Raw genomic sequence first — 26,650 nt, 5'->3', positions numbered from 1 at the left:
TGGGGTTGCCCTGATCTGACACCTAATACGGTCAGAGCTTAATCCCCTTGAGTGCCTGGGTCAGTTCGCTGGCGGTGGCTTTAAGTCCCTGCGTACCGGCTACCGAGGCGCTGGCAGACTCTTCCACCTGGGCCGCTTCATGGCGTACCTGATCCAGATTGTGGGTGATCTCGGCGGCGACCGAGCTCTGCTCTTCGCTGGAGGTGGCGATCTGGGTACTCATCTCCAGTACCGCATCGCTGTGGTTGCTCAGCTTCTCGATATCGAGCCCCACCTCGCTGATGAGCTGCTGGCTGCTGGCGGCACGCCCCACGGTTTTCTCCATGATCTCGTTCAGCGCGCCAGTACCGGTCTGCAGCTCTTCGATCATCTGCTGGATCTCCACCGTCGCCTGCTGGGTACGGCTGGCGAGGGTACGCACCTCATCCGCTACCACCGCAAAGCCGCGACCCTGCTCACCGGCCCGGGCCGCTTCGATAGCGGCGTTGAGGGCCAGCAGGTTGGTCTGCTGGGAGATGGCGTTGATGACGTTGACCACCTCGTTGATCCGGTTGGCGTTGTGGGTGAGCCGCTCGACCGCGCCGGAGGCGTTGCCAATCTCGTCTGCCAGGGTGCGGATCGCTTCGATGGTGCGGGCTACCCGGTTGGCGCCATTGGCCGCCTCTTCGCTCGACTGGCGGGTTTGTTGCAGGGTGTCGTTGGCATTACGCGCCACTTCGCGGATCGCTGCCGACATCTGCTCCATGGCAGTGGCCAGTGAATCCATGTGCTGGCGCTGGGAACGCGCCATGGTCTCGCCTTCGCGGGCATGGTCACGAAACTCGTCGGCGGCCATGGTCAGCGCTTCGGCAGACTCCTCCACCAGTTTGACGATCTGGTGCTGGCGGTCGGTAAAGCGGTCGATGCTGCCCGCCAGGGTGGAGAACTCGTCCCGCACCGGGAAGAAGTTGAGGCGGAAGGTGAGATCCCCGTCCGCCACGGTTTGCAGCGCCTTGTTGGTGGAGTAGAGCGCACCGGAGACAAAGGTCATCATGTAGTGGATCACCAGCGCCATCAGGGCGGCCAGCGCGCCGATGAGGAGCAGGGTCGAGCCCTGACCCTCCCACATGGAGAGGTTGCCGGTATCGAGATCACCGGTGACGTAGCCCGCCTGACCCGCTGGCGCGGTAAAGAGGTAGTGATCTCCTTGCTGCTGCAACCCGCTGCTGCCTTGCCGGGTCAGACGCAGATCGGCAGGCAACACCAGAGTGGGCTGCTGGCTGACCAGCTGCGCCGTGGTCTCGACCCGTTGCTGCAACTGCGCTACCCGCAGGGAGATCTCCTGCTGATGGCTGGCCGCCAGCATATACCAGCTGAGAAAGGCGATGATGAAGAGAGGTAACCAGAACGCGATATGGAATTTTTCACTGATGGTGAGGTGAATGAGATAGCGGTCAACCCACCGGAATTTAACTTCTTTCATAATGGAGCTGCATCCTGCAGAGATAGAGTGTCGGGCACATTATCGTCTCGGGAATTTTTTTCTTAAGCGGAAGGTGTGAGAAATGGGAGAGCAATCGTTTGTCATTCGGGTGTGGGGGCAGGTGCAGGGGGTGGGATTTCGCTATTTCACCCGTGAGCGGGCGCTGCAACTGGGTTTGCGGGGCCATGCCTACAACCTGGAGGATGGCTCGGTGGAGATCCTCATCAGCGGCCCCGCGCAGGGGGTGCAGATGATGCTGGGTTGGCTGGAGCATGGCCCGCGCACCGCCAGGGTGACCCGGATGGAGTATGAAGAGGCGCTGCCGCCCACCGGCCAGGGCTTTCATACCAACTGAGGTTCTAGGGGGAAGACTACTATATTATTTTCCTTAATTCACAGCATCACGTTTAGTGAGGTATCCTGATTTTCACAGACAGTCCCGATTGTTACGATGAGACAATCGGGGGTATTTAATGAAATCGAGAGAACACTATTCACCAAAGTTTCGGGCAGAGGCGGTTCGACTGCTGTTGGAGCAAGGCCTTGGCCAAGCTGAAGCCGCCAGAAGGTTGGGTATTGCCAAAGGCACACTGAGCAACTGGGTGGTCGCAGCCAAAGGAGGAAAGGATACATCGGCCATTCCCGGAGCGCGTTCTGTCGCCGAGCTGGAGGCTGAAGTGGCCCGGCTACGCAAAGCTCTCGCACAAGCCAACATGGAGCGCGACATCATAAAAAAGGCCGCCGCGTACTTTGCTCAGGAGTCACTGCCAAGTACGCGTGAGAAGATGAACGACTCAGCTCGCCATTCGGGCTGCTCACAGCAAGACGCGCCAGACCTATGGCGCAGCGCGTTTACAAGCTGAGTTGGCCGCCGAAGGATTTTACGCCGGACGGGACCGGATTGGGCGATTGCGCCGTGAAATGGGGTTGTCTTGCAAACAAAAGTGCAAATTCAAGGCGACAACCCATTCTGCTCATTCCCTGCCTGTGGCGGAGAAGCTCCTTGGTCAGGTCTTTGCGCCGACGAAGCCCAACGAAGTCTGGACCGGTGATATCACCTATATCGCCACTGACGAAGGCTGGCTTTATCTGGCTGGTCTCAAGGATGTGTTTACCTGTGAGATAGTGGGTTATGCGATGGGAGAGCGAATGACCACCGGGTTGGTCAGTCAGGCGCTGTTTCGGGCTGTGCAGCAGAAGAGGCCGCCCGTAGGGCTTATCCATCACAGACTGGGGCAGTCAGTACTGTGTCAAGGCTTACCGGGCTCTCCAGGTACAATTTGGCATGCAGACCTCCATGTCACGCAAGGGGAACTGCTTCGACAATGCCCCGATAGAAAGCTTCTGGGACAACTGGCATAAAAAAGCCACACCGGTTGGTGTGGCTTTTGTTTAGGGGATCAACCCGGGTTGCTTAGGGGCGACCGGCCGGGCAGGTGGCCACGTTGACGGCGGCTGTGCTGCCACCATGACGACCTGATGTGCTCACTTCGTTGCGTACCAGCGGCGGGTAGTTAACCGGCTCACGAGCAGGCAGGGCAGGGGCTTCGGCAGGAGTTGCCATCGGGGCGGATGCTTTGCGGGCACGAGCCAGCAGGCCAGCACCGTGAGCTACCTGTTTGGTCACGACCGGAGTCTCTTCCACCGCAACCGCAGCGACAGGTGCCGGGGCTTCGACAACCGCAGTTGGCATCTCGACGGCAACCGCTACAGCTTCCACAGCAGGAGTGCTGACAGCAGGGGCCTCTTCAACCACCGGAGCAGTTTCAACGACTTGAGCAGCCGCCACGTCGATAGCCTGAGCGGTGACAACGGCAACTTCCGGCTCTGCTGCAACCACGACTTCTGCAACAACCGGGCTAGCGATCACATCGGCTTGAGTTGCTTCGACCTGGGCAGCAGCCTGCTCGGCAGCTTCTTCAGCAACGGCTTCGACAACCACATGCTCGGTCAGTGCAGCAGAGGCTTGCAGGGCAGCAGCGACGGCTTCAGCGCTCGGGATGGTAACAACAGGCACTACCGGCTCTTCAACCTGCGCTTTGGAAATATCTGCCTGGGCTGCGGTGGTCAGAGTGGTGGTCTCTTGCTGTTCTTCATCACGTTGGCTGCGGGCATCTTCGTTGATGCGCTTGCGGCGCTGACCTTCGATACGCTGGCTGCGCGGAGTGCGGCGTGAACGGCGCAGGCCTTCACTCTGCTCTTCCTGCTCGTTACCCACGGTGGCATCGATCACTTCAGCTTGCGCTGGTACTTCGTCAGCAGGCAGGGCAGGGGTGTCAGCAGCGGCGACATCGACGCGGATCTGCTTGCGCAGTTGACGACGTTCGCGGCGCTCGGCCACTTTCTGCTCTTTCTCCTGACGTGGCTGGGCAGCAGCTGCATCGGCGGTATCTACCGCTTCAACAACGACTTCGGCGCGCGGCTCACGGGGAGCACGAGGTTCACGGGCTGGACGTGGCGCACGTTCCTGGCGCGGCTCGCGAGGTTCGCGCTCCTGACGGGGTTCACGTTCCATGCGCTGTTCGCTGCGCACTTCGCCACGAGCTTCACGCTCCTGACGAGGCTCGCGCTCTTTGCGGGGACGGCGATTGCGGTTTTCACCGGCTTCGCGGTTGCCACCTTCACGCTTCTCGCCAGCTTCCGCATTGTTGCGGTTGCCACGATTGTCGTCACGACGAGGACGCTGACCACGGCCACGACCTTCTTCGCGCTGGTGACGTTGACCTTCATCCTTGCGTGCTTCACGAGCAGCAGGTTTCTCGGCGGGCGCTTTCACGTCGGCAGGTGCTGCATCGCTGCTGAACAGGCCGGTAATGCCTTTGATCAGCTTGCTGAAGAAACCTGCTTCGGCAGGTGCAGCGGCAACGGCCGGGGCTGTCTGCTGCTGTGCTGCAACTGGCGCGGGTTGAGTCGGCTGGGCAAAGCCTTGCAGCAGCGGTTGTTCACGCTCGATCACCTGAGCTTGCTTCGGCTGGTAGACCGGCTTGGCAATCTCGGTTTTCAGCTCATAGCTGGCCGCTTCCGGGATCTCGTTCTGACGAATGCGGGTCACTTCGTAGTGCGGGGTTTCCAGATGCTGGTTCGGAATGATGTAAACACGCACATCATTTCGCTGTTCCAGACTGGCGATGGCGGCACGCTTCTCGTTAAGCAGATAGGCTGCAACATCCACCGGCACTTGGCCGTGAACCTGCTCGGTGTTGTCCTTCATGGCCTCTTCTTCGATGAGACGCAGGATGGACAAGGCGAGGGATTCGTTGTCACGGATCACGCCTTGACCCTGGCAACGGGGGCAGATGTGGCTGCTGGACTCGTTGAGGGAAGGACGCAGACGCTGGCGAGACATCTCCAGCAGACCGAAACGGGAGATACGGCCCAGCTGGATGCGGGCGCGATCCTGATGAACCGCTTCACGCAGACGGTTTTCTACTTCGCGCTGATGGCGAACCGGCGTCATGTCGATGAAGTCGATTACGATCAGGCCACCCAGATCGCGCAGACGCAATTGGCGGGCAATTTCGTCGGCCGCTTCCAGGTTGGTTTGCAGCGCCGTCTCTTCGATATCGCCGCCCTTGGTGGCGCGGGAGGAGTTGATATCGATGGAGGTCAGTGCTTCGGTCGGATCGATAACGATGCTGCCACCGGAAGGGAGGCGCACTTCACGCTGGAAGGCTGATTCGATCTGGCTTTCAATCTGGAAGTGGTTGAACAGGGCAACTTCACCCTTGTACAGCTTCACACGGTTGAGGAAATCGGGACGTACCAGCTCGATATGGGCCTTGGCGCGTTCGAAAATCACCGGATTGTCGATCAGGATCTCGCCCACATCGCGACGCAGATAGTCACGGATGGCACGCACGATGACATTGCTTTCCTGATGGATCAGCACCGGCGCGGCGCGCTCCTGGGAGGCTTTGTGGATGGAGTCCCAGTGGTTGAGCAGAACGTTCAGATCCCATTCCAGCTCTTCTGGCGACTTGCCCACACCGGCGGTACGTACGATCAGGCCCATGCCTTCCGGCACGGTCAATCCGCTCAGGGCTTCTTTCAGTTCAGTCCGCTCATCACCCTCGATACGGCGGGAGATACCACCGGCACGGGGGTTGTTGGGCATCAGTACCAGGTAGCTACCTGCCAGGCTGATAAAGGTGGTGAGGGCTGCACCCTTGGTGCCACGCTCTTCCTTGTCGATCTGGACGATAACTTCCTGACCTTCGCGGACCACTTCTTTGATGTTGGGACGACCCTGATAGGAGTAACCGGAGGGGAAGTAATTGCGGGCGATCTCCTTCAACGGCAGGAAACCGTGGCGCTCGGCGCCGTAGTCGACAAAAGCAGCTTCAAGGCTGGGTTCTACGCGGGTGATCTTACCCTTGTAAATGTTCGCTTTCTTCTGCTCGTGTCCCGGACTTTCAATATCCAAATCGTAGAGCTGTTGTCCGTCAACCAGCGCTACGCGCAACTCCTCTTCTTGAGTTGCGTTGATAAGCATTCTTTTCATTGAGTTCTCATTATTGTGTCATTTTGATTTCCTCCATCTGGGTCCTGCCAGCGCCGGCCTCGGGTCTTCAGCATACTGGGGCAACCTCCCGGTTGGGGTATGCATGAGGCGCAAACTAAGGGCGTTCTGGTCATCACTTCTCGAGAAGGAATGAATAAGGATGCCGAAATGGAGACAAATAAACGGTGATGTTTGTGTTCTCCATGCGTTGTACCTCGCACCCGGGAACCGTCATGTTCTTGTATACACGGTGTTTCGGGATTGGGTGGCATACTTTTTGGCCACTTAGTACAAGGCTTGAACACAATGACAAAACCTTGTTTATTATCCCATTTAAACCTCTTTTATAGCAAGGCGCCATTTTTCAACAAACCATGCAGCCAAGGGGCGCTGGCAGTGTTAAAATCCGCGCCATGACACAGATACAACAACAAGTGCAGCTGCTCACCATCGAAGCTGAGCATGACGGGCAGCGCATCGACAATTTTCTCAAGACTCAGCTAAAGGGCGTCCCCAAGAGCCTGATCTATCGCATCCTTCGCAAAGGTGAAGTGCGAGTAAACAAAAAGCGCATCAAACCGGAGTACAAACTCTGCGCAGGTGACGAGGTGCGGGTGCCCCCCGTGCGCGTTGCCGAGAAGAATGAGCTGCCTTCAGCCAACCTCGGTGTTATCCAGCGTCTGGAGAGCCAGATCCTGTTTGAAGACGATGCCATGATCGTGCTGAACAAGCCCTCCGGCATGGCAGTACACGGTGGCAGCGGCTTGAGTTTTGGCGTTATTGAGGGGCTGCGCGCCCTGCGTCCGGAAGCCCGCTTCCTCGAACTGGTTCATCGACTGGATCGCGACACCTCTGGGGTATTGCTGGTTGCCAAAAAACGCAGCGCCCTGCGCAGCCTGCATGAACAGTTGCGCGTCAAGACCATGCGCAAGCAGTATCTGGCGCTGGTACGCGGCAAATGGCAGGCTCACGTCAAAGTGGTCAATGCACCGCTGCGCAAGAACGATCTGCAGTCTGGCGAGCGGGTGGTGCGGGTCAGCGCCGATGGCAAGCCCTCGGAGACCCGCTTTCGCATCGTGCGTCAATTCGCCGAAGCGACCCTGGTCGAGTGCAGCCCCATCACAGGCCGAACTCACCAGATCCGCGTGCACACCCTGCATGCCGGTCACCCGATCGCCTGTGACGATAAGTACGGTGAAGCGGCGTTTGACGAGAAAATGCGCAGCCAAGGGTTGAAACGGCTCTTTTTGCATGCCTGGAAGCTCAGCTTCACCCATCCGGCCGATGGTCGCGAGATGCAGGTAGAAGCGCCGCTGGCACCTGAACTCGACAACTTCCTCAACGGCCTGTCACGCTGATGCAGGATATCCGGCTCGCCATTTTCGATTGGGACGGCACCCTGATGGATTCGGTGGGCCGGATTGTTGCCTGTGTTCAGGGGGCCGCCAGAGATTGTGAGCTGGCGGTTCCTGCACCAGCCCAGATCCGGCAGATCATCGGATTGAGCCTCGATGTCGCCATGTCCCGCCTATTCCCTTTAAGTAGTGGCAGTGGTAGTGCCTTTGATGAGCGCCAGATTGCCGCACTCATCGATCGCTATCGTCATCACTATCTGCACAATGCCACCCCCAGCCCGTTGTTTTCCGGGGCAGGGGAGTTGCTGCATGATTGGCGGTCACGAGGGCTGCAACTGGCCGTCGCGACCGGCAAATCACGCCGTGGGCTGGATGGGGTATTGGATGAGACCGGACTGCGCCCGTTGTTTGTAACCAGTCGCGGGGCTGATGAGGCTCGCTCCAAGCCTGATCCGCTGATGCTTGAGCAGATCCTGGCCGAGCTGGGGCTGTCACCCCGGCAGGCCGTCATGATCGGCGACTCTGTTCACGATATGGCGATGGCCGAGGCAATTGCCATGCCGCGCATCGGCGTTACTTGGGGTGTAGATAGTCGGGATGCCCTCAGTCGTCACGGACCTGTGGCGGTGGTGGACTCCATGACGGCTCTTCGCGCGCTGTTGTAGACGCCTCTTTTTAACAGACATCAATCTGATTGATAACAGAAGCCCGGTGTATCGACCGGACTTTTTATATTCTCGTTCTAGCTTATCTATTCGTCCGCAATCAGGGCAGGGCAATACCGTGGCGCACCAGCAGCTCGATCAGGCCGATCAGTGGCAGACCGATCAAGGCGTTAGGATCGCGCCCCTCCAGCCCCTTGAACAGCACGATCCCCATTCCTTCACATTTGAAGCTGCCCGCACAATCTAGGGGCAATTCTGCCTCTACATAGCGGCGAATGGCGGCTTCATCGAGGTTGCGAAAATGGACGGTGAAAGGCTCCACCAATTGATGAGCCTCACCGGTTGCGGCATTCACCACGCACAGGCCGGTGTAGAAGGTGATGCTGCGACCTTGAGCCGCCATCAGCTGGGCGATGGCATTGTCGATGGTGCCCGGTTTGCCGAGGATGTGATTATCGCAGACACACACCTGATCAGATCCGATGATCAAGCCGCGATCACGTTGCCCGGCGATGGCATCTGCCTTGGCACGAGCCAGTCTGGCCACCAGCGCCTCGGCGGATTCGCCAGCCAGCGGGCGTTCATCCACATCGGGCGCGGCACATTCAAAGGGGAGGCCGAGCTTCTCCAGCAGGGCTTTGCGATAGCGAGAAGTTGAGGCGAGGATCAGATTCTGTGGCATAATCGAGTTACCGATGAAAGCAGGTACCGGCATTCTAGGGACTTGTGACGTTAAAATCATCGGCGGTAAGGACTTTTTCCTTTGACTATCAGTTGTTGGACCTATATTATTCGCGCCCTATGCAAAAGGTGAAGTTGCCCGTTAAGGTTGATCCAGTCCGTAGTGCCTTGAAGCTGCTCGATTACATCGGGATAGTGGAAAAGTCGCAGATGCCCAGGCTGGAGGAATCAACCGCTGGCTTGCAGAGTGATATCGAGGTATCACTGCACTTTGGCAAAGATGTCCAGAAGTTGACCGTTATGAAAGGCACTGCCCATGCCAAGGTTGATCTGGTTTGCCAACGTTGCGGAGAGACATTCGAACACCTCTGTGAAGCTGAATTTATCTACACTCCGCTGTTCGAAAGAACAAACGAGGAAGAACTGCCGGAAGCTTATGAGCCCATTGAGTTGGACGAAAACGGCGAGATAGATCTTCATCAAATCCTGGAGGATGAACTCATCCTCTCGTTGCCTCAAGTCGCAATGCATTCTCTGGATGCATGCCCGAGAGGAAACATGGAGATGACCTGGGGTGAAATCGAACCTGCTGATGAGCGGCCGAATCCCTTTGCAGTTCTTGAAGAGCTTAAACGTAAGTGAATTTAGGAGTTAGCCTACAATGGCCGTACAACAGAACCGTAAAACCCGTGCCAAGCGTGGCATGCGTCGTTCCCACGATGCGCTGACCACCGCTGCCCTGACTGTTGATCAGACCAGTGGCGAAATTCATCGTCGTCACCACGTGACTGCCGATGGTTTCTACCGCGGTAAAAAGGTAATCGCTTAAGGATTGCCTTTGTCTACGCAAACTGTCGCGCTAGACATCATGGGGGGAGATATTGGCCCCTCGGAAACAGTGCCTGCCGCCGTGCAGGCACTGTCTCTTTTACCCCAGCTAAAACTGATCCTGGTCGGCGACCAGCACCAGACTTCCTCTCTGCTGCAGCAACATGGCTTGCTGAATCATCCCCGAGTCCGTTTCGTACATGCATCCCAAGTGGTTGGCATGGGCGATAAACCGATCGTGGCGCTGCGTACTCTAAAAGACTCCTCCATGCGGGTGGTACTCAATCTGGTGAAAACCGGTGAGGCCGATGCCTGCGTCAGTGCCGGCAATACCGGTGCGCTGATGGCGATGGCCAAGTGCGTGCTCAAATCCTTGCCAGGGGTAGACAGACCCGCCCTTATCAAGGCGTTGCCGACATTGAGTGGCAAGCGCACCGTGATGCTGGATCTTGGCGCCAACGTCAGTTGCGATGCCGATACCCTGTTGCAGTTTGCCGTGATGGGCTCTGTCGTGGCCGAAAAGGTAGAAGGCATTGCATCCCCCCGTGTTGCTTTGCTCAACATCGGCGAGGAGGAGATCAAGGGCAACGATCTGGTGCGCCACAGCGCCGAATTGTTGCGTCAGTGCCACGCGCTCAATTATGTCGGGTTTGTAGAAGGGGATCGCATCTTCAGCGGCGACAGCGACGTGATCGTCTGCGACGGTTTTGTCGGCAATGTCGCCCTCAAGACGGCAGAAGGGGTGGTGCGGATGATGGCCCAGCTGGCCGGATATCCCCGCAAGAAACGCACTTTTCTTGGCCGGATCGCCGGATTTATGTTCAAACGGCGTTTTTCTTACCTGAACCCCGACCAGTATAACGGGGCAAGTCTGTTAGGATTGCGCGGCATTGTGGTAAAAAGTCATGGGCGGGCCGAACGGCGCGCTCTGTGTAATGCGATCCTGCTGGCCGCACAAGAGGCCAAACATCAACTTCCACTGCAAATAGCAGATCGCCTTGAAGCTGTCTTCTCTGACAGGGATCTATAAGAACTCTATGCATAGCAAAATTCTGGGTACTGGCAGCTACCTGCCGAGTTCAGTGCGTACCAACGCCGATCTCGAGCAGATGGTTGAGACCAGTGATGAGTGGATCGTGGAACGCACCGGTATCCGTGAGCGCCGTATTGCCGGTGCTGACGAGACCGTTGCCACCCTCTCTTACCAGGCCGCCCTGCGCGCCCTGGAGGCTGCCGGTTTGACCGCTGCCGATCTCGATATGATAGTGCTGGCCACCACCAGTGCTGAAAATGCCTTCCCGGCTGCCGCCTGCGAGCTGCAGGGGCTGCTCGGTGTTCCGGGCATTCCTGCCTTTGACGTGGCTGCAGCCTGCGCCGGTTTCACCTACGCACTCTCCATTGCCGATCAGTTCGTCAAATCCGGCGCTGCCCGCCATGTGCTGGTCGTCGGGGCCGATGTGCTCTCCCGCATGTGCGATCCGCAAGATCGCGGCACCATCATCCTGTTTGGTGACGGGGCAGGGGCTGTGATTGTCGGTGCCAGCGAGACGCCGGGTATCCTCTCTACCCATCTTCATGCCGATGGCCGTTATGGCGAGCTGCTCAAGCTGCCTCATCCCCGTCGCGGCATGCCGGGTGCCGAGCTCGAAGCCTACATGTATATGAAGGGCAACGATGTCTTCAAGGTCGCGGTCACCCGTTTGAGCGAGATCGTAACCGAGACGTTGGCCGCTGCTGGCATCGAACCGAGCGAGCTGGACTGGCTGGTGCCGCATCAAGCCAACTTCCGCATCATCAGTGCCACCGCCAAGAAGCTGGGTATGAGCCTCGATAAAGTGGTACTGACCCTCGACAAGCACGGCAACACTTCTGCTGCGTCCGTCCCTGTCGCCTTCGATGAAGGGGTGCGGGATGGCCGGATCAAACCGGGTCAGCTGGTACTGCTGGAAGCCTTTGGCGGCGGTTTTGCCTGGGGCTCGGCGCTGGTTCGCCTCTGATCTTCGGCGGGATGGTGCGCCCATCATCCCGTCACCGATTTCATTTTTGTCTTATCTAAAAGGAATCAATGATGACCCAATTTGCCATTGCCTTCCCGGGACAAGGTTCCCAGTCCGTTGGCATGCTGGCCGAGCTGGCCGAACAACATGCCGTGATCAAGGAGACCTTCGCCGAGGCGAGTCAGGTGCTGGGTTATGACCTGTTTGCCCTGGTGATGAATGGTCCGGTTGAAGATCTGAACAAAACTTGGCGCACCCAGCCTGCGCTGCTGACAGCCTCTGTCGCCCTGTGGCGCCTGTGGCAACAGCAGGGTGGGGCAACGCCTGCCATGATGGCGGGTCACAGCCTGGGTGAGTACTCCGCGCTGGTTTGCAGCGGCGCACTCGATTTTGCCGATGCGGTCAAACTGGTCGAGCTGCGTGGTCTGGCCATGCAGGAAGCGGTACCGGAAGGCACCGGCGCCATGGCGGCCATCATCGGTCTGGATAACGAATCCATCGCCGCCAACTGCGAAAAAGCGGCAGAGGGGCAGGTGGTCTCTCCGGTCAACTTCAACTCCCCGGGCCAGGTGGTTATCGCCGGTCACAAAGAGGCCGTTGAGCGCGCCAACGTGCTGATGAAAGAGTCGGGCGCCAAGCGTGCGCTGCCGCTGCCGGTCTCCGTGCCGTCTCACTGCGCGCTGATGAAACCTGCCGCAGAAAAACTGGCAGCTGCGCTGGACGGGATCGAGATCAAGGTTCCAACCATCGCGGTCATCAATAATGTCGACGTATCCTGTGAACAGGATCCGGCCGCCATCAAGCAAGCGCTGGTACGTCAGCTGTTCAGCCCGGTTCGTTGGACCGAGACTGTCGAGCGGATGGCCAATGAGGGGGTTACCCTCGAGATCGAGATGGGACCGGGCAAAGTGTTGACCGGGCTCGCCAAGCGCATCGACAAGCGCGTGGAAGGTATTCACGCCAACGATGCAGCCTCTTTCGAGCAGGCGCTGGCCCAGATCAAGTAAACAGGAGCAAGAGATGAGCTTTACCGATAAGGTTGTGTTGGTGACCGGTGCCAGTCGTGGCATCGGCCGTGCGATTGCCGAAACATTCGTGGCCCGTGGCGCGAAAGTGGTCGGTACGGCGACCAGCGAGAGCGGTGCCGAGGCGATCAGCGCCTATCTGGGCGACAATGGTTGCGGCATGGCACTGAACGTGACCAGCCAGGAATCCATCGAAGCCGTCTTCGCCGCCATCAAGGCGCGCTTTGGCGACATCGACATCCTGATCAACAACGCGGGGATCACCCGTGACAACCTGTTGATGCGGATGAAAGATGACGAGTGGAACGAGATCATCGATACCAATCTGACCTCGCTTTACCGTCTGAGCAAACCGGTGTTGCGTGCCATGATGAAGAAACGTCACGGTCGCATCATCAGCATTGGCTCCGTGGTGGGAACCATGGGCAATGCCGGTCAGGTCAACTATGCTGCCGCCAAGGCCGGTCTGGTTGGTTTTACCAAATCGTTGGCGCGGGAAGTGGCATCCCGTGGTATCACAGTGAACGCGGTTGCCCCCGGTTTCATCGAAACCGACATGACCCGTGCCCTGAATGACGATCAACGTGCCGGCATCATGAGTCAGGTGCCTGCCGCCCGTTTGGGTGATCCAAAAGAAATTGCCGCAGCTGTGGTATTCTTGGCTTCTGATGAAGCAGCCTATATCACCGGCGAAACCCTGCATGTTAATGGCGGGATGTACATGGTGTAATCAATTTGTCGTAAGATCTGTTCAAATTTGCGATAGTACGCCGAAGTTTGGCACATTTCGTGGTTTGACCAGCGGCAAGCTACTTGCAAACTCACGTCAATTGAATAAACTACCCCAACCAGACGCAAATAGCGTATTTTTAAAGGAAAATTCAGGTCATGAGCAACATCGAAGAACGCGTAAAGAAAATCATCATCGAACAACTGGGTGTTAAAGAGGAAGACGTCAAGAACGCTGCCTCCTTCGTCGACGACCTGGGCGCTGACTCTTTGGATACCGTTGAACTGGTAATGGCGCTGGAAGAAGAATTCGATACCGAAATTCCTGATGAAGAAGCCGAGAAGATCACCACTGTTCAAGCGGCTATCGACTACATCACCGCTAATCAGGAATAAGTTCCTGTTCTGAAAGAAGCGGCCCAAGGGCCGCTTCTTTCGTATTTGTTCCTTTTCAAAACACCTCTCGGAGACTACCTCAGTGTCAAAACGCAGAGTCGTGGTGACCGGCTTGGGGATGCTTTCCCCGGTGGGTAACACTGCCGAATCCAGCTGGCAAGCACTGCTCAACGGGCAGAGCGGCATTTCCCTTATCGAACACTTTGATGCCAGCGAGTTTGCAACCCGCTTCGCAGGTCTGGTCAAGGATTTCGATCCCGAGCAGTACGGTATCAACCGTAAAGACGCTCGCAAGATGGATCTCTTCATTCAATACGGCATCGCGGCCGGTATGCAGGCGCTGGATGATTCCGGCCTGACCATCAATGAAGAGAATGCCGAACGTGTCGGCGTGGCGATTGGCTCCGGTATCGGCGGTCTGGGTCTGATTGAACAGAACCACGAAAGCTTGGTCAACGGCGGCCCGCGCAAGATCAGTCCCTTCTTCGTTCCGTCCACCATCATCAATATGGTGTCCGGTCATCTGTCTATCATGAAAGGTCTGCAAGGGCCGAACATCGCCGTGACTACCGCCTGTACCACGGGTACCCATGCCATCGGCATGGCTGGCCGGATGATCGCTTACGGTGATGCCGACGTGATGGTCGCCGGCGGTGCCGAGAAAGCCTCCACCGCGATGGGGATGGGGGGTTTTGCTGCCGCCAAGGCACTCTCCAACCGCAACGACGAGCCGCAAAAAGCGAGCCGTCCGTGGGATAAAGATCGCGATGGTTTCGTGCTGGGTGACGGTGCCGGTGTACTGGTACTGGAAGAGTACGAACACGCCAAGGCCCGTGGCGCCAAGATCTACGCCGAGCTGGTCGGTTTTGGCATGAGCGGTGACGCGTACCACATGACTGCGCCTCCTGCAGATGGCAACGGTGGCGCCCGCGCCATGAAAAATGCCATCAAGGATGCGGGCATTGCCCCCGAGCAGATTGGTTACATCAACGCGCATGGTACCTCCACCCCGCTGGGTGATGTGGCCGAGCTGCGTGGCATGAAGTCGGTGTTTGGTGAGCACGCCAAATCCCTGATGGTCAGCTCCACCAAGTCCATGACCGGCCACCTGCTGGGTGCAGCCGGTGCCATCGAGGCGATCATCACTGTGTTGGCTCTGCGTGATCAGGTGGCTCCACCCACCATCAACCTGGACAACCCGGATGATGAGTGCGATCTGGATCTGGTGCCCCATGTGGCCAAGCCAGGCAGCTTCGAGTACGCCCTTTCCAACTCGTTTGGTTTTGGCGGCACCAATGGCTCACTGATCTTCAAACGCGTATAATTTGCCGCAGGGCAAAGACACAGGCCCGATACTGCCGGTATCGGGCCTTTTTTATCGGAGGGATCCCTTTGCTTATCAATGGCGTGAAGCTTGATACCATCTCGGCCCATGATCGGGGGCTGGCTTATGGTGACGGTCATTTCACCACCATGGCGGTGAGAGAAGGACAGGTATTGCTGTGGCCAGCGCATCTGGCTCGACTGCAACAGACCAATAGCCGGCTGGGATTGGTTGAACCGGACTGGGATCTCTTGACCCGGGAGGTTGAAGAGATGGTGGCCGAGCAGCCACAATGCGTGGCCAAGGTGATCCTGACCCGCGGCGAGGGGGGGCGGGGCTATGATGGCAGCGGATGTCAGCACACGACCCGGATTGTCAGTCTAGCGCCATTTCCCACTCACTATGGCCAGTGGCAACAGGAGGGGATCGAGATGGTGGTGTGCCGCCAGCGGATCGGTGATGCCCCCATGCTGGCCGGGCTTAAAACCTTGAATCGTCTGGAGCAGGTATTGCTGAAAAGCGAACTTGTCAGCCGAAATGCAGTCGAAGGGATAGTGCTTAACAGTCGCGGTTTTCTCATTGAAGGGGTCAGTGCCAATCTGTTTTGGCGTCGGGGCAAGACGGTGTTTACGCCCGATCTCGCCCGCGGTGGTGTCGATGGCATCATGCGCCGCCAGGTGATGGCGATGTTGAAACAGATGAGTATTGAGTTGCGTGTGGTAGAGGCTCCGCTGGAGTCACTATGGCAGGCGGAAGAGGTGTGGCTCACCAATACCCTGATGGGGGTCGTGCCGGTCAATGGCATCGAGGATATTCACTATCCCACAGCGGTATTGAGTCGCCGTTTACAGGAGCGTTTGGTCATTGAAGTTTAATCGGCTTTACACCCTGCTCGCGGGGGCGGCACTGACGGTAGCCGCAGCCGGGGGCTATGTACATTACAAATTGCAACAGGTAGAGACGCTCACCAACAAGGGGCCGACCCGGCTCTTTACGGTGGAGAAGGGCGCCCATGCGGCGCGCCTGATCGCCGAACTTGGGGAGGGGGAAACCAGCCCCTGGGCGGTGCGGCTTTGGCTGCGCAGCCACCCCGAACTGGTGGCCATCAAATCGGGCACCTACGAAATCAAGGAAGGGGCCCCTCTCAAGGAGACCCTCTCACTGTTCGCATCGGGCAAGGAGTTTCACTTTAGCCTCACCTTCGTCGAAGGTTCCCGTTTCGAGGATTGGCAGAAGCAACTCTCCAGTGCCCCATACCTTGAGCGATTGACCGTCGAGCAATCCGAAGCCGACCTGGCGCAGGAGCTCGGCATCGAGAATGGCAAGCTGGAGGGGTGGTTCCTGCCGGAAACCTATGCCTATACCACCCATGCCAGCGATCTCTCGATCCTGCGTCGCGCCCATCAGGATATGGAGACTTTCCTGCAGCAGAGCTGGGAGAAACGTCAGGCCAACCTGCCTTACAAGACCCCCTACGAGGCGTTGATCATGGCTTCCATCATCGAGAAAGAGACCGGCCAGCCGGACGAGCGGGCGCAGATCGCCTCGGTGTTTGTCAATCGACTGCGTCTGGGCATGAAGTTGCAAACCGATCCCACCGTCATTTACGGGGTGAAAGATCGCTACGATGGCAACATTCGCCGCAGCGATCTGACCGACAAGAATCCCTACAACACCTATGTGATCGATGGTCTGCCGCCCACGCCTATTGCCATGCCGGGCAAGGCCTCCATCGAAGCTGCGCTTAACCCCAAGTCGACCGATTATCTCTATTTTGTCGCCAAGGGGGGCGGTGCCCACTATTTCTCCAAGACCCTCGATGAACATAATCGGGCGGTTCGCGAATACATATTGAAGAAACCCTAATGTCTAAATTTATTGTGATCGAAGGATTGGAAGGGGCAGGGAAGAGCTCGGCCGTGCGTTATGTGACCGACTATCTGCAGCGTCACGGCATCAACCGGATCGAGTGCACCCGCGAGCCGGGTGGTACGCCACTGGCCGAGCGGATGCGGGCTATCGTCAAAGAGGTGCACGACGAGCGCCTCACCATCGAGGCGGAATTGCTGCTGATGTATGCCTCCCGGGTACAACTGGTGGAGACCCGCATCAAGCCGGCACTGGCCGATGGTATCTGGGTGGTGGGGGATCGCCACGATCTCTCCTCCCAGGCCTATCAGGGGGGCGGCCGTGGTATCGATGCCCAGCTTATCGGAGCCATCAAGCAGGCGGTGCTCGGCAACTTCAAGCCGGATCTCACCCTCTATCTCGATATCGATCCTGCCCTTGGCTTGCAGCGCGCCCGCCATCGCGGCGAGCTGGATCGCATAGAACTGGAGCAACTGAGCTTCTTCGAGCGTACCCGAACTCGTTATCTCGAACTGGCCGCCAAGGATGATTCCATTGTGGTGATCGATGCGGCGCAAACGCCGGAACAGGTCAAAGCTGCCATCGAGTGTGCATTGGATCACTATCTGTCGAACGAGCCGCTATGTATCCCTGGCTGATCCCCGACTGGCATGCCCTGAGCCAGACGGCCCAGTCCGGTCGTCTCGGCCACGCCTGGTTGTTGCTGGGCGATCCCGGTCTTGGCAAGGAGCAGCTGGCCGAGCGGCTGGCGCGTTTGCACCTTTGCCAGCAACCTGATCGCGGAGAACCGTGTGGTCAGTGCCACTCCTGCCAACTGTTTGACAAGGGCAACCACCCGGATCTCGGCACCATAACTCGTGACAGCAAGACCATCGGGGTCGAGGCTATTCGCGAGATCTGCACCCGGCTGCAGGGCTCTGCCCAGCTCGGCCGTGGCAAGGTGGTGATCATTCCTGATGCGGAACGGATGACCGAATCAGCAGCCAATGCCCTGCTGAAAACCCTGGAAGAGCCGGCCGGCGACAGCTTGCTGTTGCTGATTGCCTCCCAGGTTTCCCGGTTGCTTCCCACCATTCTCAGTCGCTGTCACAAACATGTCTGTCAGTTGCCTGCGGAAGGGGAAACAGTACGCTGGTTGGCCGAGCAGGGTCATCAGGCCACTCTGGCTCAGGTGCGGATCTGTCAGGGGGCCCCGCTGCGGGTACTCGACTATATCGAGCAGCAACAGGACGGTACTCGCCGCGAACTGCTGGAACAGTTTGTCGCCCTGAGTCAAAGTCCGGTCAAGGCGACGGCATTGTGCAGCCAGCTTGGTCAGGAGACGCAGGTCAGGTTGCACTGGTTGCAGCTCTTCTTGTGCGATGCCCTGAAAACCCAGGCCGGATGTGGTCACCATCAGCTGGCAATGCCTGATCTGGCCATCTTGAGTCAACGGTTGGCGGAGCAGCACTCCAGCGAAAAACTGCTGGAGGCAGAACAAGATCTGGTTGCCCTGAAAGCGGCATGTCAGCCGGGTCAGCTCTCCAATCCCACCATCCATCTGATGAACTGGCTCAGTCGCTGGTTATAAGTACCGACAAGCAGAAAGGTTTTATATGTTACTCGTTGATTCCCACTGTCATCTCGATCGCCTCAGCTATGGCAGCAAGCAGACCAGCATGGCTGATGTACTGGCAAAGGCCGCGAAACTGGACGTGGGATACTTTCTCTGTGTTAGTGTGACTCAGGCACAGTTCCCGACCATGCTCGAGGCGATCGCACCTTATCCCCAAGTGTTTGCCTCTTGCGGGGTACACCCGCTCAATCAGGAACCCGGGGTGGATGCAGCCTTGCTGCTTACTCAGGCGGCGGACGAAAGAGTGATCGCCATCGGTGAGACCGGGCTCGACTACTTCTACTCCCCCGAGAACAAGGAAGTGCAGCAAGCTTCTTTCCGCGAACATATCCGGGTTGCTCGCGCGCTGAACAAGCCGCTGATCATCCACACTCGCGATGCCCAGCAAGATACCTTGCAGATCATGCGAGAAGAGGGCGCTGATCAGGTCGGCGGTGTGCTGCACTGCTTCACCGAATCCCTCGAGATGGCGCAAGCGGCGATGGCGATGGGGTTCTATATCTCCATCTCCGGGATCGCCACCTTCAAAAATGCGTCTGCACTGCAAGAGGTGGTCAAGGCACTTCCCCTCGACAGATTGCTGGTCGAAACCGACTCGCCCTATCTTGCCCCCGTGCCGCATCGGGGGAGGGAGAACGAACCCGCCTTTGTGCGAGACGTTGCGCAGTTTATTGCCGATCTGCGTCATATTCCGCTTAATGAATTGGCAGAAGCCACCAGCCGAAATTTCTTTGAACTATTCAAACTGGCGAAAAAATAACACATAAGCCCCGTTGCTCGGGGCTTTTATATTTCAAATACCAAGCTGATTACCCACCTGAATATCAACACCGCCTTGCGTTATCTCTCACTTCTTCCTGCCAATTTTACTTTTTCGTTTCTGCCAAACTGGGTTGAATGATATTCCTATGTTTCTTTTATTCAGCGTGGTTAAAGGGCATTAAAACAAGATGTTCTAAGTATCGATAATATTCATTATCGATACTTGATGTATGTGGAGGATCCTGTAAGATCCTCTCAAAATTCATATGAATCATAGAGTTCCGTGGCATATCCATCCTTGTCGTATCCAGCTCATCAGTCACTGCAGACTGTTTTCGATGCACAGCTTAATAGTCGGGCACGCCGCTTTTTGCGCAGTGCAAAAGCTGATTCCACCCTCAATGCCTATCAGGCGGATACCCGTATTTTTGTCTTCTGGTGCCAATTGCACGGGCTGGATCCGCTACAAACCACTCATCACGACATCATGAACTTTCTCGCTGATCAGGCCGATGGCGTATTGGCCGACTGGGTATGGCTGGATAAAGAGGAGGGAAAAGGGGAGCTGCGCAACGGTGAACCTCGTAAACCGGCAACCCTGGTGAGACGGCTTGCCGGGATCCGTTATGCCTTCAAGCAGAAAGGCATTCATCCCATGCCCACCGAACATCCCGAAATCAAGGAGATGATGCGCGGCATTGTCAGGTTGGGGGATAACCGTAAACACAAAACCGGCGCCCTGACGCTGCAACCATTGACCCAGGTGCTGGATGGCATCGACACCGGTGATCTGGCTGGTTTGCGTGATCACACCCTGCTGCTCTTGATGTTCAGTGGCGCCTTGCGCCGCTCGGAAGCGGCCCGAATTGAGGTGAGCGATCTCGATTTTGTGGGGCAGGGGATCCGCCTTCGCCTCAAACCGAGCAAGCATCAGCTGCATGAAACCGAGATAGCCTTGATTCCGGGCAAACACTATTGCCCCGTGTCGGCACTGCAAAAATGGCTACACAAAAGCCGGATCAGCGAGGGGCCGCTGTTTCGGCGCATGAACCGCTGGGGTCAACTGATGGCTGAACCACTCGGCCCCCAGGGCATCAATCTGATGATCAAGCGGCGAACCGGCCAAACCATCGACGATCTCTACGTCAGTGGCCATAGCCTGCGCCGTGGATTTATCACCTCTGCTGTAACTGCCGGAAAGCCGATGAACAAGATCATTGAAGTCACTCGCCACAAGGATATGCGAACCCTGCAGGAGTACTTCGATGACGCCCACAAATTCTCCGATCATGCCCTTGATGGCTTGCTTTGACACAACTGCGTCACTTCATTTTTTATGTTAAATGATATCTTGTTGATCTGATGATATATTTGCCGTGCAGCCAGCAGCCCAAGGTGGAAGGGCATCTTCCTATGGATAATGGCATGTGATGAGAGATAACAAACTCGGAAACGTAATATCGCAAGGACATATGAGCCAAGAAATGACAGGGCGTGAAGAGCAAGAGGCGGGGCCCCAAAACAATGCCGAGCGGCAGCGCCAACATGTAAAACGCAAGCAGGAGACCCATACCCGGCTGCAATGCTGGATCAGCAATCGCCACGCCGAACGATTGGCCGCACTGGGTCTTCATCTCGAAGACAGTCAGGCATCACTCATCGAGCAGGCGATCGATCTGCTCTACCAACATGAGCTGGGTAGAGAACCTCCGTTTGAAAACAGAGTCACCACACAGGTCGAAGAGACCGTTGAATAGACACAAGAGTGAAGTAACAGCGATACGTGAAGAGATAAAAAAAGCCAGGTACGAATTCCTTGTACCTGGCATAGGGGAATTGGCTCCTTGCAGAGCCGTGCGCTAACTGGTGTTCGGATTGCCTTAAGCTTAGACAAGGCTCAAGGCTTTTCAAGATCCGAAGAAAAGTTCAACCAGAGTGTGGGTATTTCAGACTCGTTCAAGTGCTTATGCACCGAACGGCCCACTACGCATTGAACAGATTGTTGTCACGCACCAGCTCGCGGGGGAGGGCATTCTTGACCCGACTACCCACCCATTTCCCCATCCCCAGGGTATGTCCCTGATAGCGGACGATCACCTCGCCAGTGCCCGCATCCTGCTCTGGCCAGACGTCCCGCCCCATCATGAATTCCCGCGCATTGGCGCTATCCAGCTCGACCACGCCCTTGCTCGCTTTATCGCCATAGGCCAGTGCCCACTCATGAGTGAGGCGATAGCCTTTCTTGAAGGTTTCTGCCAACTTGATGCCGATGCGATCGAAACGCAGCTTGCCCTGCACCTGATCAAACAGCTGGGGGAAGAGCCAGATCTCGTCATTGCGGCCAAACAGCTGACCCTGCGGTGCCACCCCGAAGTTGGCTTCGATCTCGCGCAACATGGGTTCCGCCTCTTTGGCAGGAAGCGGCGCAAAAGGGAATTTACCCAGCTTGCCCGGCTTGAACATGGTGTTGGGCACCGAGTGATGCTTGCGTAATCTGGCGACGAAAAAGCCCTCACTGTCGAAGATCTGGGGCCAAACATGCAGGTATCCTTCGGATGTACAGGCCTGCTCTGCATGGGGGAACAGGTCAGCCAGCGAGTCAAAACTCAAGGCATCGCCAAACTTGTCCAGCAGGGATTGGCAGACCGCCTGATTCTCCTGCTCACTCAAGGTGCAAGTGGAGTAGACCAGTACGCCACCCGGTTTCAAGGCATGGAAGGCACTCTCCAGCAGCCCCTGCTGCACCGCCGCGATCTCGTCGATGCTCTCGATACTCCAGTTGCGCAGCGCATCTTCATCCTTGCGCACCGTACCTTCACCGGAGCAGGGGGCATCGAGCAGGATGGCATCGAAGGTCTCCGGCAACCACTGGCCAAATACCTTGGCATCAAAATGGGTCATCCCCACATTGGTCACGCCGCAGCGCTGGATATTGGCGCTAAGCACTTTCAACCGGCTGCTGGAAAACTCGTTGGCAACCAGCATCCCCTGATTGTTCATCAAGGCGGCTATCTGGGTGGTCTTGGAGCCGGGGGCCGCCGCTGCATCCAGCAACATGCCATCCGCTTTGATCTTGTCGCTGGCAAAGAGTGCCGTCACCGGCAGCATGGAGCTCGCTTCCTGAATGTAGAAGAGCCCGCTCAAGTGCTCGGCGGTGTTGCCAAGGGGGACAGTTTCATCGCTGCGGGTCAGCCAGAAGCCGGTATCACACCAGGGCACAGGGTCGAGCTGCCAACCCAGTGGCTCCATCAGGGCGACGAAATCCGAGACGGCGATCTTCAAGGTATTGACCCGAATGCTGCGGCGCAGCGGACGTCGACAACTGGCCACAAACTCATCCATCGAGAGATGGGCCGGCATGATGGCCGCAATGTGGCGTAAAAAGTAATCGGGAAGGAAGGTGTTGTCGTGCACTGTGCCGTCTCGTTGACCGAAAAAGAGGGGCGATATCCTACCACAAGGCTAAGAATATTCTGAATCTGAACCCCATCAACAGGCACCGGAATATAAAAAAGCCCGGCACTGTGCCGGGCTTGGATGAGATACAAAGGGAAGAGATCAGGGCTGGATACGTGGACTCCACTCCAGCCACTCTTTCTCGGCTTTGCCATAGAGCGGATAGCTATGCCCCGCCTTGACGGTCGCCCCCATCTCTCTCTCCGGCGTATTGAAGGCGATGCCGCCAGCCAGCAGGCTCTGCACCGTCTCCACTTCGATGGTGCCGCCAGTCAACCCGATATCCGCCTTGACCCCGGAGACATTCCAGAAACGGGAGTTTGCCCGCACCAGATGGGCATACTCCTGATCGACGTTAACGTCGATCACCACCTCGCTACCATCCCGAGCCAGCGCCACCCTGGTGACACTGCCCACCACCATCTTGCGAAACAGCAGCGGGCTGCCGACGCTCAGGCCATTGACGGAGGGGCTCTTGAGGGTCAGGGCCAGACCCACCGGGCCGACCTGACTCAAGGGGAAGCGATCTTTGCCAGCGCCTTTACCCGGTTGTGCCTCTACAAATGCCCCCTTGATCAGGGTATCGAGGTGCGCAACGCCGCCTAATCCCAGCTTGGCTTGCACCAGAGTAAAGCGGGCTCCGGACTGCAGGAAACGCTCGGCATAGTGGCCATCGAGTTCCGCCTTGAAGATCACCTGACCCAGTGACGGCTCCAGCTCGATCTCTTCAATTTTGCCGATATCGACACCACGATAGCGGATCGGGCTGCCAATCCCGAGCCCCGGATTGCTCTCTGCCACCAGTGACAGCTGGCGCACCTTGGCCTTGGCTTGCTCCCTGGAATCGAACAGTTGATGGCTACTGCGGCCATTGGCCAACCGATCGAACTCGATGGCGCCACGCAGCAGGGTACCGAGGTTACCCACCTTGACTTGCACCCCATCGACCCGCACCTTGGTGTCGATGGCCGGTTTTTTCCAGAATTGGGGTTGTTGGGCGAGGAGGGGAGCATAGACTCCATCAATCTCGAGTTCGATCTCGACCCCCTCTTTGGCGGCGCGCAGCTGTTTGACCATGCCCGCTTCCAGCCCCAGATAAAGCACAGGCGAGCCAATGCCAATGCCATCGGCCTGATCTGCCTTGAGCAACCAGCGCTGGGGCTTGGCATTACGGGTGCCGAGCAGTGCCAGCTCCTGACTCGGGTAGAGACGGTTAATCCGCTCGCCACGGCTGGCTTGTACCAGCTTGATCCCGCCCCCCAACCAGGCACTGGCCGGACTGGTTTCTACTTTGATGCCGCTCAGATCGGCATCGATCTGCAACGGGGCTGCGCGATAGAAGCGGGCATGATTGAGCAGGTGGCCATAGTTCGGCGCCATCACCAGCTCGACGCTGGCATTGCCGCGCGCATCCAGGGTGAGCTGGCTGATACGGCCCACCTGCAATCCTTTGTACCAGACAGGTGCATCCTGATTGAGCCCCGCCAGATCGTCAGCCTGCAGCGTCACCTTGGTTCCGCTCTGGGGCGCGCGATCGGTCAGGGTCATCTTCTGTACCGGTTTGCCCGCCACATAGTCGAGGCGAATGGCCGGGCCGGAGAGCAGGCGATCTGCATGCTGCACGCCGGTCGCGGAGAGGGAGACGCTCTCCCACACCAGTTGACTCTTGTCGGTAATGCGATAGGCCTGCTCTGGGTTGATCAGCGCCGTTACCACCCGGCCTTTATCGGTAAGGCGAATGGGGTCGATACGACCAATCTCGATCCCCTCATAGAGGATGGGCATCCCCTCCTTGACCGGAAGATCGCCAGCCGCAATGTCGATACGCTCGCCACGCGCCGCTTCCGCAAGCCCTTTATAGAGGACGAAAGTCTGTCCCTTCTCCGGCTCTGGTGAATCTTTAGGTGAGTCAAAGGCAATGCCGCCGCTCAGAATGGAGGTGAGGCTGCCAGCCTCCACGCTCACCCCGGCCAGACTGAAGGAGCCCTTGATACCGCTGATATTCCAGAAGCGGGTATCAGCTTTGACCAGATGCTCGAAACGCGGCTCGATCACCAGATCCAGAATGACGTTCTGGTTGTCCTGACCCAGACGGGTATTGATGACGCTGCCCACCTCGATACCGCGGAAATAGAGCTTGGCGCCAATCCCAACCGAACCCAGCGAATCGGCGGTCAGGTGCAGCATGCGCCCCTGAGCCTGATAGCCGGGAGGAGGGCCCTCCAGTGCATCGAAGGTCTCCTCCAGCGGATTGCTTTCACGCCCCGGTTGCAGGTTGATGTAGTTGCCGGAGACCAGGGTATCGAGGCCAGAGATCTCGGTGAGCGACGCCTTGGGGCTCACCAGCCAGAAGTCGGATCCCTTGCGGATCAGCGGTCTGGCACGGCTGTCAATCTTGGCCATCACCGCAATCTTGCGGCCATCTTCAGCCAGCTCCAGCTCCTGTACCACACCGATGGCCACCCCCTGATAACGAACCTGGGTTTTACCCGGCAAGATGCCGTTGCCCTGGGCGAAGTTGATCTGGATAAGCTGGCCACGGCTCAATACCTGCTGATAGAGAAAGCCACCTGCCAGCAGCAGGGCTATCAGGGGTAACAGCCAGACCGGCGATAACCAGCGGCGCTTTTCGATGACGGGTTCAGCCCCGATCATAGTGACTCCTTATTGGCTGGATTAAACAGCACATCAGACAAAAACAGAGAAATCATCAACGGGCCGCCTTGTCCCACAGTAAACGGGTATCGAGCATGCGGGCCGACATCATGGTCAGCACGACCACACCGGCAAAGGCGGTGGCCCCCGGGCCTGCGCGGACACTCAGCAGTACACCCCGATCGACCAGTGCCACCATCAGCGAAATCACGAACAAGTCCAGCATCGACCAGCGACCGATAAAATCGATCACCCGATACATCACCAGTTGGCGCTTGCGCCGCACCGGTTTGGCCCGCTGCAACTGCCAGCAGATCCAGCCCAGCCCCAATATTTTTCCCACCGGCACCAGTATGCTGGCGGTGAGAACTATGGTGGCAATCCCGCTCATTTTGCTGCGATAGAGCATCATGATACCGCTGAAGATGGTATCTGACTGCAGTAACCCCTTGTTGTAGAAATGGGTTATGGGCAACAGATTGGCAGGCAACAACATGAAGGTGGCGAGTGCCAGCAAGCCCCACGACCAGGCGAGGGAGCGGGGAATGCGCACCTGCAATTTGCTGCTGCAACGGGGGCAGACTGCCCCGGCTTGATAGCGCACCAGCAAACCACAGGTATGGCAGCGGCAGAGCCCCATCTCACGGGCGTTGGTCATGTTCCGGCTCCTTTAACGGGATCCGCGCCCAGTAGGGGGCGGGGTCAAACAGGATCAGCAGGGTCATGTTGAGCAGCATCAAAATACCGAGACTGAGCAAGCCGCCACCGAGGCGCACATCGGCGATGTCGATCAGTTTGAACAGGGCAACCAGCAAGCTGACGATATAGACCTCCAGCATGGCCCAGTGGCGAAACACCTCGACCAGCTTCAAGGTGACGGGAAGAATGTGCCAACGTTTGGCCAGACCCGAAGCCAGCGCAAAGATCCCCGCCAACAACCCCACTGGCGCCAACACCGCGCACCAGAGCACCAGGCTGGCTACCCACCATTCACCTTCGCCAAACAGCACCAGGATACCGCGCAGCAGGTCGGCATCGGTGTTGACCCCAGCCAGCCGCAGATAGATCAGCGGCTCAAAAAATGCGGAGGGCAGCAGCAGAAATCCGGTGATGGTCAGGGCCATCAACTGGGAGGGACGAAAGGCATAACGGCCATAGAGATGTTGGTGACAACGCGGGCAGTGGGCATGGCGACGCAGCGGCAGTGCTTTGCGCTGGATCAGCAAGTCGCACGCCGGACAGACAATCACGGAACCGGGCTCCATCATACAATTCAACCTGTTGAAGGAATTGGTGAAATTTACCCTAAAACCGGTTTCCTGTCTTGCCT

Annotated in this window: 25 protein-coding genes and 1 pseudogene; 19 read left to right on the top strand and 7 right to left on the bottom strand. The window is 57.6% G+C overall.

Annotation, left to right across the window (positions count from 1 at the left end; genetic code table 11):
- Positions 1–31: 31 nt before the first annotated feature.
- Entirely contained in the window at positions 32–1,462 is a 1,431-nt protein-coding gene (locus ACTG1K_RS13700; protein ID WP_101530588.1) for a methyl-accepting chemotaxis protein, read from the bottom strand.
- Positions 1,463–1,544: 82 nt separating this feature from the next.
- Here ACTG1K_RS13700 and ACTG1K_RS13695 point away from each other — a divergent pair, with 82 nt between their 5' ends.
- Positions 1,545–1,817, top strand: a complete 273-nt coding sequence (locus tag ACTG1K_RS13695; RefSeq protein WP_005345583.1) for an acylphosphatase — start codon at positions 1,545–1,547, stop codon at positions 1,815–1,817.
- 118 nt (positions 1,818–1,935) lie between these two features.
- Positions 1,936–2,810: pseudogene (locus tag ACTG1K_RS13690) on the top strand (IS3 family transposase); the annotation flags it as partial.
- Between the two features lie 66 nt (positions 2,811–2,876).
- On the opposite strand, the gene rne reads toward ACTG1K_RS13690, so the two are convergent.
- A complete protein-coding gene (gene rne / locus ACTG1K_RS13685) occupies positions 2,877–5,963 on the bottom strand; it encodes a ribonuclease E (RefSeq protein WP_440005730.1) in 3,087 nt (1,028 codons plus the stop codon).
- A gap of 413 nt (positions 5,964–6,376) precedes the next feature.
- Between rne and rluC the strand changes: the two genes are divergently transcribed.
- Positions 6,377–7,321, top strand: coding sequence for a 23S rRNA pseudouridine(955/2504/2580) synthase RluC (gene rluC, locus ACTG1K_RS13680; RefSeq protein WP_202034840.1), 945 nt, complete (start codon positions 6,377–6,379; stop codon positions 7,319–7,321).
- Positions 7,321–7,983, top strand: a complete 663-nt coding sequence (locus tag ACTG1K_RS13675; protein ID WP_440005727.1) for an HAD-IA family hydrolase — start codon at positions 7,321–7,323, stop codon at positions 7,981–7,983. The genes rluC and ACTG1K_RS13675 overlap by 1 nt, the downstream gene beginning before the upstream one ends.
- Positions 7,984–8,083: 100 nt before the next feature.
- On the opposite strand, the gene ACTG1K_RS13670 is transcribed toward ACTG1K_RS13675, so the two are convergent.
- Positions 8,084–8,665 (bottom strand): Maf family protein, encoded by a 582-nt coding sequence (locus tag ACTG1K_RS13670; protein ID WP_440005725.1) that lies wholly within the window; start codon positions 8,663–8,665, stop codon positions 8,084–8,086.
- Positions 8,666–8,784: 119 nt separating this feature from the next.
- Here ACTG1K_RS13670 and yceD point away from each other — a divergent pair, with 119 nt between their 5' ends.
- From yceD to ACTG1K_RS13595, 15 genes are all read left to right on the top strand, one after another.
- Complete coding sequence (gene yceD, locus ACTG1K_RS13665; protein ID WP_005345553.1) at positions 8,785–9,306, top strand: 23S rRNA accumulation protein YceD; 522 nt, start codon at positions 8,785–8,787, stop codon at positions 9,304–9,306.
- 19 nt (positions 9,307–9,325) lie between these two features.
- The gene (gene rpmF / locus ACTG1K_RS13660) at positions 9,326–9,493 is read left to right on the top strand and encodes a 50S ribosomal protein L32 (RefSeq protein WP_005300935.1); all 168 of its coding nucleotides are present in this window, start codon (positions 9,326–9,328) and stop codon (positions 9,491–9,493) included.
- A 9-nt stretch (positions 9,494–9,502) separates the two neighbouring features.
- Positions 9,503–10,522: a phosphate acyltransferase PlsX gene (gene plsX, locus ACTG1K_RS13655; protein ID WP_425856717.1), complete on the top strand. Its 1,020-nt coding sequence runs from the start codon at positions 9,503–9,505 to the stop codon at positions 10,520–10,522.
- 7 nt (positions 10,523–10,529) lie between these two features.
- Positions 10,530–11,489, top strand: coding sequence for a beta-ketoacyl-ACP synthase III (locus ACTG1K_RS13650; RefSeq protein WP_042655782.1), 960 nt, complete (start codon positions 10,530–10,532; stop codon positions 11,487–11,489).
- Between the two features lie 71 nt (positions 11,490–11,560).
- Positions 11,561–12,496: an ACP S-malonyltransferase gene (fabD, locus tag ACTG1K_RS13645; RefSeq protein WP_111901117.1), complete on the top strand. Its 936-nt coding sequence runs from the start codon at positions 11,561–11,563 to the stop codon at positions 12,494–12,496.
- 13 nt (positions 12,497–12,509) lie between these two features.
- Positions 12,510–13,244, top strand: a complete 735-nt coding sequence (gene fabG / locus ACTG1K_RS13640) for a 3-oxoacyl-ACP reductase FabG (RefSeq protein WP_005351850.1) — start codon at positions 12,510–12,512, stop codon at positions 13,242–13,244.
- 158 nt (positions 13,245–13,402) lie between these two features.
- On the top strand, positions 13,403–13,639 hold the full coding sequence (acpP, locus tag ACTG1K_RS13635; protein WP_005300909.1) for an acyl carrier protein: 237 nt from the start codon (positions 13,403–13,405) through the stop codon (positions 13,637–13,639).
- An 82-nt stretch (positions 13,640–13,721) separates the two neighbouring features.
- Entirely contained in the window at positions 13,722–14,963 is a 1,242-nt protein-coding gene (gene fabF / locus ACTG1K_RS13630) for a beta-ketoacyl-ACP synthase II (protein ID WP_005360452.1), read from the top strand.
- Positions 14,964–15,031: 68 nt separating this feature from the next.
- The gene (gene pabC, locus ACTG1K_RS13625) at positions 15,032–15,838 is read left to right on the top strand and encodes an aminodeoxychorismate lyase (protein ID WP_101531570.1); all 807 of its coding nucleotides are present in this window, start codon (positions 15,032–15,034) and stop codon (positions 15,836–15,838) included.
- Complete coding sequence (mltG, locus tag ACTG1K_RS13620; protein ID WP_240533771.1) at positions 15,828–16,829, top strand: endolytic transglycosylase MltG; 1,002 nt, start codon at positions 15,828–15,830, stop codon at positions 16,827–16,829. The genes pabC and mltG overlap by 11 nt, the downstream gene beginning before the upstream one ends.
- Positions 16,829–17,470 carry a dTMP kinase gene (tmk, locus tag ACTG1K_RS13615; protein ID WP_101531571.1) on the top strand — a complete coding sequence of 214 codons (642 nt, stop codon included), beginning with the start codon at positions 16,829–16,831 and terminating at the stop codon, positions 17,468–17,470. Before mltG ends, tmk begins: the two co-directional genes overlap by 1 nt.
- Positions 17,455–18,402: a DNA polymerase III subunit delta' gene (holB, locus tag ACTG1K_RS13610; RefSeq protein ID WP_069526838.1), complete on the top strand. Its 948-nt coding sequence runs from the start codon at positions 17,455–17,457 to the stop codon at positions 18,400–18,402. The genes tmk and holB overlap by 16 nt, the downstream gene beginning before the upstream one ends.
- Positions 18,403–18,427: 25 nt before the next feature.
- Positions 18,428–19,207: a TatD family hydrolase gene (locus tag ACTG1K_RS13605; RefSeq protein ID WP_040065514.1), complete on the top strand. Its 780-nt coding sequence runs from the start codon at positions 18,428–18,430 to the stop codon at positions 19,205–19,207.
- A gap of 372 nt (positions 19,208–19,579) precedes the next feature.
- A complete protein-coding gene (locus tag ACTG1K_RS13600) occupies positions 19,580–20,521 on the top strand; it encodes a site-specific integrase (RefSeq protein ID WP_425856708.1) in 942 nt (313 codons plus the stop codon).
- Positions 20,522–20,693: 172 nt separating this feature from the next.
- Complete coding sequence (locus tag ACTG1K_RS13595) at positions 20,694–20,966, top strand: RepB family protein (protein ID WP_234829652.1); 273 nt, start codon at positions 20,694–20,696, stop codon at positions 20,964–20,966.
- Positions 20,967–21,192: 226 nt separating this feature from the next.
- On the opposite strand, the gene rsmF is transcribed toward ACTG1K_RS13595, so the two are convergent.
- From rsmF to ACTG1K_RS13575, 4 genes are all read right to left on the bottom strand, one after another.
- Positions 21,193–22,623 (bottom strand): 16S rRNA (cytosine(1407)-C(5))-methyltransferase RsmF, encoded by a 1,431-nt coding sequence (gene rsmF, locus ACTG1K_RS13590; protein ID WP_440005721.1) that lies wholly within the window; start codon positions 22,621–22,623, stop codon positions 21,193–21,195.
- A gap of 144 nt (positions 22,624–22,767) precedes the next feature.
- The gene (locus ACTG1K_RS13585) at positions 22,768–25,320 is read right to left on the bottom strand and encodes an MlaD family protein (RefSeq protein ID WP_440005719.1); all 2,553 of its coding nucleotides are present in this window, start codon (positions 25,318–25,320) and stop codon (positions 22,768–22,770) included.
- Between the two features lie 55 nt (positions 25,321–25,375).
- Positions 25,376–25,978 (bottom strand): paraquat-inducible protein A, encoded by a 603-nt coding sequence (locus ACTG1K_RS13580; RefSeq protein WP_150995855.1) that lies wholly within the window; start codon positions 25,976–25,978, stop codon positions 25,376–25,378.
- Positions 25,962–26,588, bottom strand: a complete 627-nt coding sequence (locus ACTG1K_RS13575; protein WP_005333129.1) for a paraquat-inducible protein A — start codon at positions 26,586–26,588, stop codon at positions 25,962–25,964. The genes ACTG1K_RS13580 and ACTG1K_RS13575 overlap by 17 nt, the downstream gene beginning before the upstream one ends.
- Positions 26,589–26,650 lie beyond the last annotated feature (62 nt).

Source organism: Aeromonas sp. 102P, assembly GCF_051920345.1.
GTDB lineage: Bacteria > Pseudomonadota > Gammaproteobacteria > Enterobacterales > Aeromonadaceae > Aeromonas > Aeromonas veronii.
The sequence above is the reverse complement of the archived record's forward strand: the minus strand, read 5'-3'. Positions and strand labels throughout refer to the sequence as shown.

Bases quoted from the DNA above. Each gene is read 5' to 3' on its own strand.
- ACTG1K_RS13575 (WP_005333129.1), bottom strand. From the start codon at position 26,588: ATGATGGAGCCCGGTTCCGTGATTGTCTGTCCGGCGTGCGACTTGCTG.
- ACTG1K_RS13700 (WP_101530588.1), bottom strand. From the start codon at position 1,462: ATGAAAGAAGTTAAATTCCGGTGGGTTGACCGCTATCTCATTCACCTC.
- rne (WP_440005730.1), bottom strand. From the start codon at position 5,963: ATGAAAAGAATGCTTATCAACGCAACTCAAGAAGAGGAGTTGCGCGTA.
- ACTG1K_RS13605 (WP_040065514.1), top strand. From the start codon at position 18,428: ATGTTACTCGTTGATTCCCACTGTCATCTCGATCGCCTCAGCTATGGC.
- ACTG1K_RS13580 (WP_150995855.1), bottom strand. From the start codon at position 25,978: ATGACCAACGCCCGTGAGATGGGGCTCTGCCGCTGCCATACCTGTGGT.
- ACTG1K_RS13695 (WP_005345583.1), top strand. From the start codon at position 1,545: ATGGGAGAGCAATCGTTTGTCATTCGGGTGTGGGGGCAGGTGCAGGGG.
- ACTG1K_RS13595 (WP_234829652.1), top strand. From the start codon at position 20,694: ATGACAGGGCGTGAAGAGCAAGAGGCGGGGCCCCAAAACAATGCCGAG.
- ACTG1K_RS13670 (WP_440005725.1), bottom strand. From the start codon at position 8,665: ATGCCACAGAATCTGATCCTCGCCTCAACTTCTCGCTATCGCAAAGCC.
- acpP (WP_005300909.1), top strand. From the start codon at position 13,403: ATGAGCAACATCGAAGAACGCGTAAAGAAAATCATCATCGAACAACTG.
- holB (WP_069526838.1), top strand. From the start codon at position 17,455: ATGTATCCCTGGCTGATCCCCGACTGGCATGCCCTGAGCCAGACGGCC.
- fabG (WP_005351850.1), top strand. From the start codon at position 12,510: ATGAGCTTTACCGATAAGGTTGTGTTGGTGACCGGTGCCAGTCGTGGC.
- yceD (WP_005345553.1), top strand. From the start codon at position 8,785: ATGCAAAAGGTGAAGTTGCCCGTTAAGGTTGATCCAGTCCGTAGTGCC.
- fabD (WP_111901117.1), top strand. From the start codon at position 11,561: ATGACCCAATTTGCCATTGCCTTCCCGGGACAAGGTTCCCAGTCCGTT.
- tmk (WP_101531571.1), top strand. From the start codon at position 16,829: ATGTCTAAATTTATTGTGATCGAAGGATTGGAAGGGGCAGGGAAGAGC.
- rluC (WP_202034840.1), top strand. From the start codon at position 6,377: ATGACACAGATACAACAACAAGTGCAGCTGCTCACCATCGAAGCTGAG.
- ACTG1K_RS13650 (WP_042655782.1), top strand. From the start codon at position 10,530: ATGCATAGCAAAATTCTGGGTACTGGCAGCTACCTGCCGAGTTCAGTG.
- ACTG1K_RS13585 (WP_440005719.1), bottom strand. From the start codon at position 25,320: ATGATCGGGGCTGAACCCGTCATCGAAAAGCGCCGCTGGTTATCGCCG.
- rpmF (WP_005300935.1), top strand. From the start codon at position 9,326: ATGGCCGTACAACAGAACCGTAAAACCCGTGCCAAGCGTGGCATGCGT.
- ACTG1K_RS13675 (WP_440005727.1), top strand. From the start codon at position 7,321: ATGCAGGATATCCGGCTCGCCATTTTCGATTGGGACGGCACCCTGATG.